Below are 8,746 nucleotides of genomic sequence, written 5' to 3' on the forward strand. Positions count from 1 at the left end.
GCGACTGCCTCGGCGCGCTTATGCCCGGCCTTGAAGCCGGACTGATCCGCGAGCTTATTGTGACGGACGGTGGCTCCGACGACGATACTGTTGCCGTGGCCCGGGCCTGGGGTGCGGAAATTGTTTCCGGGCCGGCGTCGCGCGGCGGACAACTGGCGCGCGGATGTGATGCCGCGCAGGGAAGGTGGCTGATGGTGCTGCATGCCGACACAGTGCTGGAACCCGGATGGGTCGGGCCTGTTATTCGTCATATGAAAAAAGATGAGGCGGGCTGGTTCCGGCTTGCGTTCGGCACCCGTGGTCTTGCCGGGCGTATGGTCGCGGCATGGGCGAACCTGCGCAGTCGCTCTGGCCTGCCCTATGGCGATCAGGGATTGCTTGTGCCGGCCGCCCTCTATCGCAGTGTGGGGGGGTATCCTGATCAGCCATTGATGGAGGATGTTGCCCTGGCGCGGGCGCTTTCAGGGCGTCTGACGATGATTGATGCTGTCGCGCAGACCTCACCGGCACGCTACCTGCAACAGGGCTGGCTCCGACGTGGTGCACGCAACCTGTGGACACTCACCCGTTATTTTTGCGGTGTGTCGCCGGCGCGGCTCGCCGAAAGCTACCGGCGTTAGCGGAAGATAATCGAGCTTAGTTTGTGCAGAATCCCCGACGTGGCGGGCACTGCCGGATCATGGCGGGCGGCAGGGCCTCTCGCGCGGTTGTCGGTCACGGTCTTACCGTCCTGAAACTGCAGACGGTAGAGATCGGCGTAAATGCCGCCGCGCTCCAGCAGTTCGTCATGCGCGCCCTCGTCCACCACCCGCCCCCGGTCCATCACAACAATCTTGTCGGCGCCACGCACCGTTGAGAGCCGGTGCGCGATGACCAGTGTCGTGCGCCCCTCGGCAAGGGTATCGAGTGCTTCCTGAACCACCTTTTCGGACTGGGCATCCAGTGCGGAGGTCGCTTCATCCAGCAGCAGAACCGGGGTGTCGCGCAGCAGCGCGCGGGCGATCACCACCCGCTGACGCTGGCCTCCGGAGAGGGCAGAGCCGCGCGGGCCCACCCGCGTGTCCAGCCCGGCCGGCAGTTTGGCCAGAAAGCTGGTGACATGTGCGGCATCAAGCACGGGCACAAGGTCTTCATCCGAGACATCCTCACGCCCCATCAGGATATTTTCGCGCAGGGTCTCGTCAAAGAGCAACGCTTCCTGGGTCACAACGGAGTACAGCCCGCGCAGATCGGCGAGCGAAACCGCGTCGGTTGCGACGCCACCAATCAGGATTTTCCCGTCATCGGGGTCTACCAGTCGGGTCAGCAGGTTGAATATTGTCGATTTTCCGGCCCCTGAAGCCCCGACAAGCGCCGTGGTTTGCCCCGCCTCTGCGATCAGGTTCAGATTTTCCAGAATGCGGGCCTCGCCATAGCTGAGCGATACGTCTTCAAGGCGGATATCCGGCGTGCCGGTCGGGGCCGCAGCCGGGGAAACAGGGGAGGTCAGCCGGATAGGCGCATCCATCAGCTCCTTGATCCGTTCAATGGATGCGGCAGCCGTCTGCCACAACCCGCTGATCGCGCCCAGACGCCGCATCGGATCGAAGGCAAACCCCATGGCGGTGAAAAAGCTCATGAACTGGCCAATGGTTTTTTCGCCTGCGATAATCTCCGAGCCGCCATAGATGATCACCGCCAGAAAGCCGAAGCCCGAAATGATATCGATCATCGCGGGAATTGCAGCGGATCCAAAGATCGTGCGGACCTGGGTGCGCACATACTGGTCGGTCAGGTTGCGGTACTGGCGGGCCTGGTATTCTTCGGCACCGTTAAGCTTGATCTGAACGATGCCGTGGAAAATCTCATCCAGCCTGTTGGACAGCGACGCGCCCAGATCGCGGGCCTCACGGGCGCGTTTGCGCACGAAGCGCTGCGCCAGGGCCGCGGGCATCACCAGCACCGGGATGCCGATACAGGCCAGCAGCGCCCAGACAGGGTCCACACTGATCGCCACGCCGAGCAGCACAAACAAACCGATAAAATCACGCCCGGCGCCGGTGACGATAGCGCGCCACACGTCATTCACGGCGTTCACGTCGGATTGCACACGCTGGATCAGGAACCCGGGCGGATGGGACTGATGAAAGGTGCCGTCCTGCTGCATCATCCGGCCCAGCAGGTCATTGCGCAGGCTTGCCGCGGATTTCTCCGCGATGCGGGTCAGCAGTACTTTTTGCATGACGCCGGACACCGCACGCATCAGAAAAATGCCGATGAGCACCGCGCCGACCACCGCCAGCATCGAGCTCTGACCGGCAACAAAGACCTGATCGAACATCGGCTGCATCAGCCAGGCGAGTGCGCCCAGCATCGATCCTTCGATGATCATAAAGAAAACCGCGACGGCAAGCGTGCCCAGGTGGCGGTTCAGATACCCGCGCCACAACCATTTCATCAGATGGGCAGAAGCTTGATCGTTCTCGCGCATTTAAGGCCTTTTTGCTGCGCCGGACCGCCGTGCCTGTCCGGTGAACTCCGGGTGTAGGCCTCTCACAGGGCCAAAGCAAGGCAGGTGGCGATTGACGCGGATACCCCGGGGGCTAGTGTTGCGCCAAAACAAAAGGATGAATTTCATGGCCGGCAAACCAAACCCCGCCGCGGGACGCGGTTATCTCGCGATTCCCGGGCCTTCGGTGATCCCTGAGGCCGTGCTGAATGCCATGCACAGGCCTGCGCCCAATATCTATGCGGGGGAATTGCCCGATATGATGCCGGGGATCATGGCGGATCTCAAAAAGGTCGCGCGCACCGGGCATGATGTGGCCATCTATATCGGGAACGGGCATGCTGCCTGGGAGGCCGCACTGGCCAATGTGATCGAACCGGGTGATCAGGTCCTGGTGCCGCGCACGGGACACTTCTCCTGGGGCTGGGGCGATACGGCTGAGGGTCTCGGCGGCGACGTGGTCAACGTGGATACACCGCTGGGCCAGCCGATGGATATGGCGCGGATCACCGAGGCGCTGGCGGACGACAGCGCGCACCGGATCAAAGCCGTGCTGGCGGTGCATGTGGATACCTCGACTTCGCTGCGCAACGACATTGCAGCCCTCAGGGCGGCAATGGATGCCTCCGGTCATCCCGCGCTTCTGATGGTGGACTGTATCGCCTCGCTCGCCTGCGATGTCTTTGAGATGGACGACTGGGGTGTTGATGTGATGGTCACCGGCTGCCAGAAGGGCCTGATGGTGCCCCCGGGCATGAGCTTTGTCTTCTTCAATGACAAAGCGGCTGCCGTGCGCGCAAAGATGACCCTGGTGAGCCGCTACTGGGACTGGACGCCGCGTGCCAACCCGGGGATGTTCATGCAGTACTGGCACGGCACGGCGCCCACGCATCACGTCTATGGCCTGCGCACAGCTCTCGACATGATACAGGCCGAAGGCATCGAAAACATCTGGGCGCGTCATGAGCTTTTTGCCCGCGCGATCTGGGCCGCCTGCAATGCCTGGGGGCAGCTTGGCAATCTGCGTATGACTGTCCGTGACCCGGCCTGCCGCAGCCATGCTGTCACCGGGTTGCAGCTGGAAAGCCCGCAGGCGACAGCATTGCGCGAGTGGACCGAAGCGCATCTGGGCCTGACGCTGGGCATCGGCCTTGGCATGGCGCCTGCGGGTGATCCGGCGTGGCACGGATATTTCCGTCTGGGGCATATGGGCCACGTCAACGGTCACATGATCATGGGTCTGCTCGGGGGAATTCAGTCAGGCATGACGGCACTTGGTCTTGAGCACGGCAGTGGCGCGCTGGATGCCGCATCCGAAATCATTGCAGGAAGCTGATCAGCCGGCCGTTTTGCCTGCGTATAGCTGATCGGCCTTGCGGCGCCTGACCGCAACCCAGTTGAGCCAGTGATTGACGACGAGGCAGATAAAAACTGCCGCGACGAGGCCGTAGATCGCGAACAGAAACAGCAGCACCCAGCCCAGGTTCACGCCGAACATCACGATGCAGGCATTGGTAAAGTCCGGTGCACGACCCAGTTTGTGATTTTCCATCGTTGCCTCACAGGTTGGCTCACGATGAAAACTATAGCCCTGCGCGGCGATCCGTCAGCAGTTTTTTGCGGTTTTTACCGCGTCCGGCAGGACTTCTGCCAGAATTTCCAGCTGAGCAGGGGTCCCGCAACTGATCCGGATGCAGCGGTTTTGCGGTGCCACAAAGGGCATGCGTACAAATACGCCGCGCGCATCCAGCTCTGTCAGCACGCGTTTTGCAAAATCTGCGTCTCTGCCACAGTCGATCGTCACAAAGTTAGCAGCCGAGGCCAGCGGTCGGAGGCCACAAGCACCAGCGATCTCGGAAATCTGCAATCGCGCAGAGACGATGCGCGCCAGCACCGACCGCAGCCAGACATCGTCCTGAAGCGCGGCGAGTGCACCCGCCTGGGCTGCCCGGTTCATCCCGAAGTGGTTGCGTACTTTGTTGAAGGCCGCAATCAGACCGGGCGCGCCGATGGCATAGCCCACACGCGCACCGGCCAGACCGTAAGCTTTGGAGAAGGTGCGCAGGCGAATGAGGCGCGGGTCATCCCAGGGCAAGGGCACCTGTGCGCACGCGGGCGCGCATTCGATATAAGCCTCGTCGAGGATCAGAAGTGTACCCGCCGGCAGATCATCCATCGCCGCCGCAATCTGATCGCCGGTGTGAAAGCTGCCCATCGGATTGTCGGGGTTCGACAGATAGACCAGTTTGGCATCGGTTTCCGCAGCCTTTGTAAAAAGGCCTCTGAGGTCTTCATAATCACCGTCGAAGGGTACTTTGTGCAGCACCCCGCCAAAGCCTGCCACATGATAGTTAAACGTGGGATAAGCGCCGTCTGACGTTACCACCGCATCCCCCGGCGCCACCATCAGCCGGGCAAGACAGCCGAGCAGCCCGTCAATGCCTTCGCCAACCATGATTGTCCCGGCGGGTGTCCCGAGGTGGCGGGCGAGCGCCTCGCGCAGATCATAGCTTTCCGGATCGCCGTACATCCACAGAGGCGTTTCTGCCATTGCACGCACCGCTTCCGGCGAGGGGCCGAACACGTTCTCATTTGCGCCGAGCCTTGCGCGGAATCCCTTCCCCTTCTGGCGTTCCCGTGTTTCGGGGCCGACGAAAGGCACGGTGTCAGGCAGAGAGGCGGCCAGCGGGGTCAGTCGGAAATGCGTCATGGCGCCACTTAAGTGCACTCGGGTCACGGGGGCAAGGGCAGGGGTGCCGTCACGTTTTACTGGCCCCCGATACCCATTTGCGCTTCTGTGACTGCACCATAACAAGGGAGACTGCCCATGGCGCGCGTCGAGGTTCTGACCGAAGATCACATTGCCCGTGTCACGCTGACCCGTCCGGACAAGAAAAACGCCATGGATCAGGAGATGATCGATTCGTTGATTGCCGCAGCCGGGCAGATCGCGGCATCTGAGGCGCGTGTTGTGGTGCTGAGCGGGCAGGGCAGTGCCTTTTGCGCCGGCATCGATCTGGCTGGCCTTGGTGCGATGATCGGGCAGGACATGAGGGCGCTGATCATACCCCGCACCCATGGCGGGGGTGCGACGAACCAGTGGCAGGAGGTTGCGATGGCCTGGCGCCGGCTCCCGGTGCCGGTGATCGCTGCTCTGCACGGGCAGGTTTTTGGTGCGGGTATGCAGCTCGCTCTTGGTGCGGACATTCGTATCGCGGCACCTGACACTGTGCTGGCGGTGATGGAGATGAAATGGGGCATCGTGCCGGACATGGGCGGCATGGTGTTGCTGCCGCGTCTTGTGCGCTCTGACGTGATGCGGCGGCTGGTATACACAGCCGCGCCGGTCCGTGCGGAACAGGCGGAGCGCTGGGGGCTGGTGACGGAGACTGCGTCGGACCCGTTTGCAGCCGCCATGGCATTAGCTACTGAAATTACAGGGAAAAGCCCGAAGGCGATCCGGGCGGCCAAAGCGCTCATGGAAACCGCTGAAACGGCCGCAGCGCAGGATGTACTGATGGCTGAGGCGGAGGCTCAGGCCGGCCTGCTGGGTACACCTGAGCAGATGGAAGTGGTGGCCGCGCAGTTCGGCAAGCGGGCGCCGGTTTTCAAGTGAGCCAACGCGGAACCTGACCGGCAGGCGTCGCGCGGGCCGCAGGCATCCGGCGCGTGCTCAGCCCAGTTCGGCCAGCCGCGCGAGCGCTTCTTTCAGCTGAGTTTCTTCCTCTTCGCGCAGCGCCAGATTTGCCCGGGTTTCCTCGACCACTTCTTCCGGGGCGGAGGCTGCGAATTTCGGGTTGTTCAACCGACCGCGCAGACCGCCGAGCTCTTTGTTGAGTTTGCCCAGGGATTTTTCGAGTCGCGCCTTTTCCTCTGCGATATCAATAATATCTGCGAGCGGTAGCCCGAAGGAAGCGCCCGGCACCGCAAGCGATACGGTCCCTTTGGGGAAACTGTCTGCGCGGCTCAGATCGTCAACCCGGGCGAGCCGTTTGATCATCACCTCATTGCGCGCCCAGGCGGTCTCTCCCGCAGCGTCGATTTCGGTGACGACAAGCGGCACATAAAGCCCCGCGGGCACATGCATCTGCGCGCGCGCAGAGCGGATCGCTTCGATCAGGCTGATCACCCAGGTGAGTTCCCGGTCAGCGTCCACATCCACCAGATCCGTGGCCTTGTATTCAGGCCAGTCAGCGTGCACCAGCATCTTGTCGCGGGTGCCCGTGGCGGCCCAGAGTTCTTCAGTGATGAAGGGCATCACAGGGTGCAGCAGGATCATGCACTGATCCAGCACCCAAGCCATCGTTTCGCGGGTCTCTTGCGCGAATTCGGCGTTGGCCTCGTCCTGCAGCAGCGGTTTGCTGAGTTCCACATACCAGTCGCAGACCTTGCCCCAGACAAAGGCATAGGCCGCATTTGCCGCGTCATTGAACCTGTAGTTACCGAGCGCCGCGTCGATCTCTTCGCGGACGCGCGCGGTCTCGCCGATGATCCATTTATTGACCGGCTGCGTGGGCTGCGATGGTGCGGCGCTGACCCCATCGGCTCCGGCCCGGGCCTCAAATACGCCGTTCATCTCCGCAAACCGGCAGGCGTTCCAGAGTTTGGTGCCGAAATTGCGATAGCCCGCGATGCGCTGGGTCGAGAGCTTCAGGTCGCGTCCCATCGCGGCCATCGCCGTCAGCGTGAAGCGCACCGCATCGGCACCATATTCGTCGATCATATCGAGCGGGTCGATGACATTGCCAAGCGACTTGGACATCTTCTTGCCCTTCTCATCACGGACGAGGGCGTGCACGTACACAGTGTCAAAGGGTTTCTGCCCGACCACGGCGTACTGCATCATCATCATCCGGGCGACCCAGAAAAAGATGATGTCAAAGCCGGTGATCAGCACCGAGGTGGGGAAGTATTTCTGCAGCGCCTCATTGCCTGCGTCCTGCTCCGCGTCGCCGGTCCAGCCCAGCGTGCCGATGGGCCAGAGGCCGGAAGAGAACCAGGTGTCGAGGACGTCGGGGTCGCGACCAATGGTCACTTCGGCCGGTCCGCCCGTTGGTCCTGAAATGTGGGCAACGCCATCATTGGACGCAAAGATCCGGGTGCCTTCGCCGTAAATGACTTTGGCTTTCGCAAGCGCCTCAGCTTCATTTGTCGCGCAGATTTCAATCGGTTTCGCCAACGGCTCTGCGCTAGGGTCTTTTTCGAATGCGGCTACATCCTCAGAAGCAGGACCAAACCACACCGGGATCTGATGCCCCCACCAGAGCTGGCGGGATATGCACCAGGGCTCGATGTTTTCCAGCCAGTTGAAATAGACCTTCTTGTCCTGTTCGGGCAGAATTTCGGTCTCGCCATTTCGCACCGCGTCGATCGCCGGCTGTACAATCTGCGCCGTATCAACAAACCACTGATCTGTCAGCATCGGCTCGATCACGACCTTGGACCGATCGCCAAAGGGCTGCATGATCTTTTTGGCCTCGACGAGGGGGACAAGCGCGCTGCTTTCCTGACCGTCCTCTTCGTCAATAACGGGCACGCGGTGCATGACCGCCAGACCCTCGGCTGTGATCTGTTGCACGACCTTTTTGCGCGCCTCGAACCGATCCAGTCCGCGCAGGTCTTCGGGCACCAGATTGACCTGGCTCACATCGGGCGCGGGCTGTTCTGAAGGTGACTGAAAGCGACCTTCGGTCTGGTCGTGCATCTCGACCCAGAGCGTGGCGATCCGGCCCGCCTCAGTCGCGGCCTCCTCATAGGTCATACCGTCCTCGCGCATGCGCCCTTTCGTGTCGAGCAGCGCATAGAGCGGGATGTTGTTGCGCATTGCCACGGCATAATCGTTAAAATCATGCGCGCCGGTAATTTTTACAGCACCAGAGCCGAAAGCGGGGTCCGGATACTCGTCTGTGATGATCGGAATGAGGCGGCGGTGCTCTTTCGGACCCACGGGGATTTCACATAGTTTTCCGATGATTGGCGCATAACGTTCATCTGTCGGATGAACCGCGACCGCCCCGTCACCCAGCATGGTTTCGGGCCGCGTGGTGGCAATAGAGATATAGTCACGGGTCTCGCGCAGGGTCTCGTTGCCGTCCTCATCCTTCTCGACGTATTCATAGGTGGCACCGCCCGCGAGCGGGTATTTAAAGTGCCACATAAAGCCGTCGGTTTCGATGTTCTCGACCTCAAGATCGGAGATCGCCGTCTCGAACTGCGGGTCCCAGTTCACGAGGCGCTTGCCGCGGTAAATCAGGCCCT

Annotated in this window: 7 protein-coding genes; 3 read left to right on the plus strand and 4 right to left on the minus strand. The window is 61.7% G+C overall.

What is annotated here, in order from left to right; translation table 11 throughout:
- A partial coding sequence (locus Q0M35_RS15335) for a glycosyltransferase (RefSeq protein WP_295316833.1) occupies window positions 1–620 on the plus strand: 620 nt, incomplete at its 5' end.
- Here Q0M35_RS15335 and Q0M35_RS15340 read toward each other — a convergent pair.
- The gene (locus Q0M35_RS15340; protein ID WP_295316835.1) at window positions 617–2,470 is read right to left on the minus strand and encodes an ABC transporter ATP-binding protein; all 1,854 of its coding nucleotides are present in this window, start codon (window positions 2,468–2,470) and stop codon (window positions 617–619) included. The two genes, Q0M35_RS15335 and Q0M35_RS15340, sit on opposite strands and share 4 nt — an antisense overlap.
- A gap of 145 nt (window positions 2,471–2,615) precedes the next feature.
- Between Q0M35_RS15340 and Q0M35_RS15345 the strand changes: the two genes are divergently transcribed.
- Window positions 2,616–3,824: an aminotransferase class V-fold PLP-dependent enzyme gene (locus tag Q0M35_RS15345; protein WP_295316837.1), complete on the plus strand. Its 1,209-nt coding sequence runs from the start codon at window positions 2,616–2,618 to the stop codon at window positions 3,822–3,824.
- On the opposite strand, the gene Q0M35_RS15350 is transcribed toward Q0M35_RS15345, so the two are convergent.
- Together Q0M35_RS15350 and Q0M35_RS15355 are read right to left on the minus strand one after the other, a co-directional pair.
- A complete protein-coding gene (locus Q0M35_RS15350) occupies window positions 3,825–4,040 on the minus strand; it encodes a hypothetical protein (protein ID WP_295316839.1) in 216 nt (71 codons plus the stop codon).
- A gap of 54 nt (window positions 4,041–4,094) precedes the next feature.
- Complete coding sequence (locus Q0M35_RS15355; protein ID WP_295316841.1) at window positions 4,095–5,198, minus strand: pyridoxal phosphate-dependent aminotransferase; 1,104 nt, start codon at window positions 5,196–5,198, stop codon at window positions 4,095–4,097.
- Window positions 5,199–5,315: 117 nt separating this feature from the next.
- Between Q0M35_RS15355 and Q0M35_RS15360 the strand changes: the two genes are divergently transcribed.
- Window positions 5,316–6,104, plus strand: coding sequence for a crotonase/enoyl-CoA hydratase family protein (locus Q0M35_RS15360; protein ID WP_295316843.1), 789 nt, complete (start codon window positions 5,316–5,318; stop codon window positions 6,102–6,104).
- A 57-nt stretch (window positions 6,105–6,161) separates the two neighbouring features.
- Here Q0M35_RS15360 and Q0M35_RS15365 read toward each other — a convergent pair.
- A partial coding sequence (locus Q0M35_RS15365) for a valine--tRNA ligase (protein ID WP_295316845.1) occupies window positions 6,162–8,746 on the minus strand: 2,585 nt, incomplete at its 5' end.

Origin of the sequence: Roseobacter sp. (assembly GCF_024639605.1) — a bacterium.
Classification (GTDB): Bacteria; Pseudomonadota; Alphaproteobacteria; order Rhodobacterales; family Rhodobacteraceae; genus Roseobacter.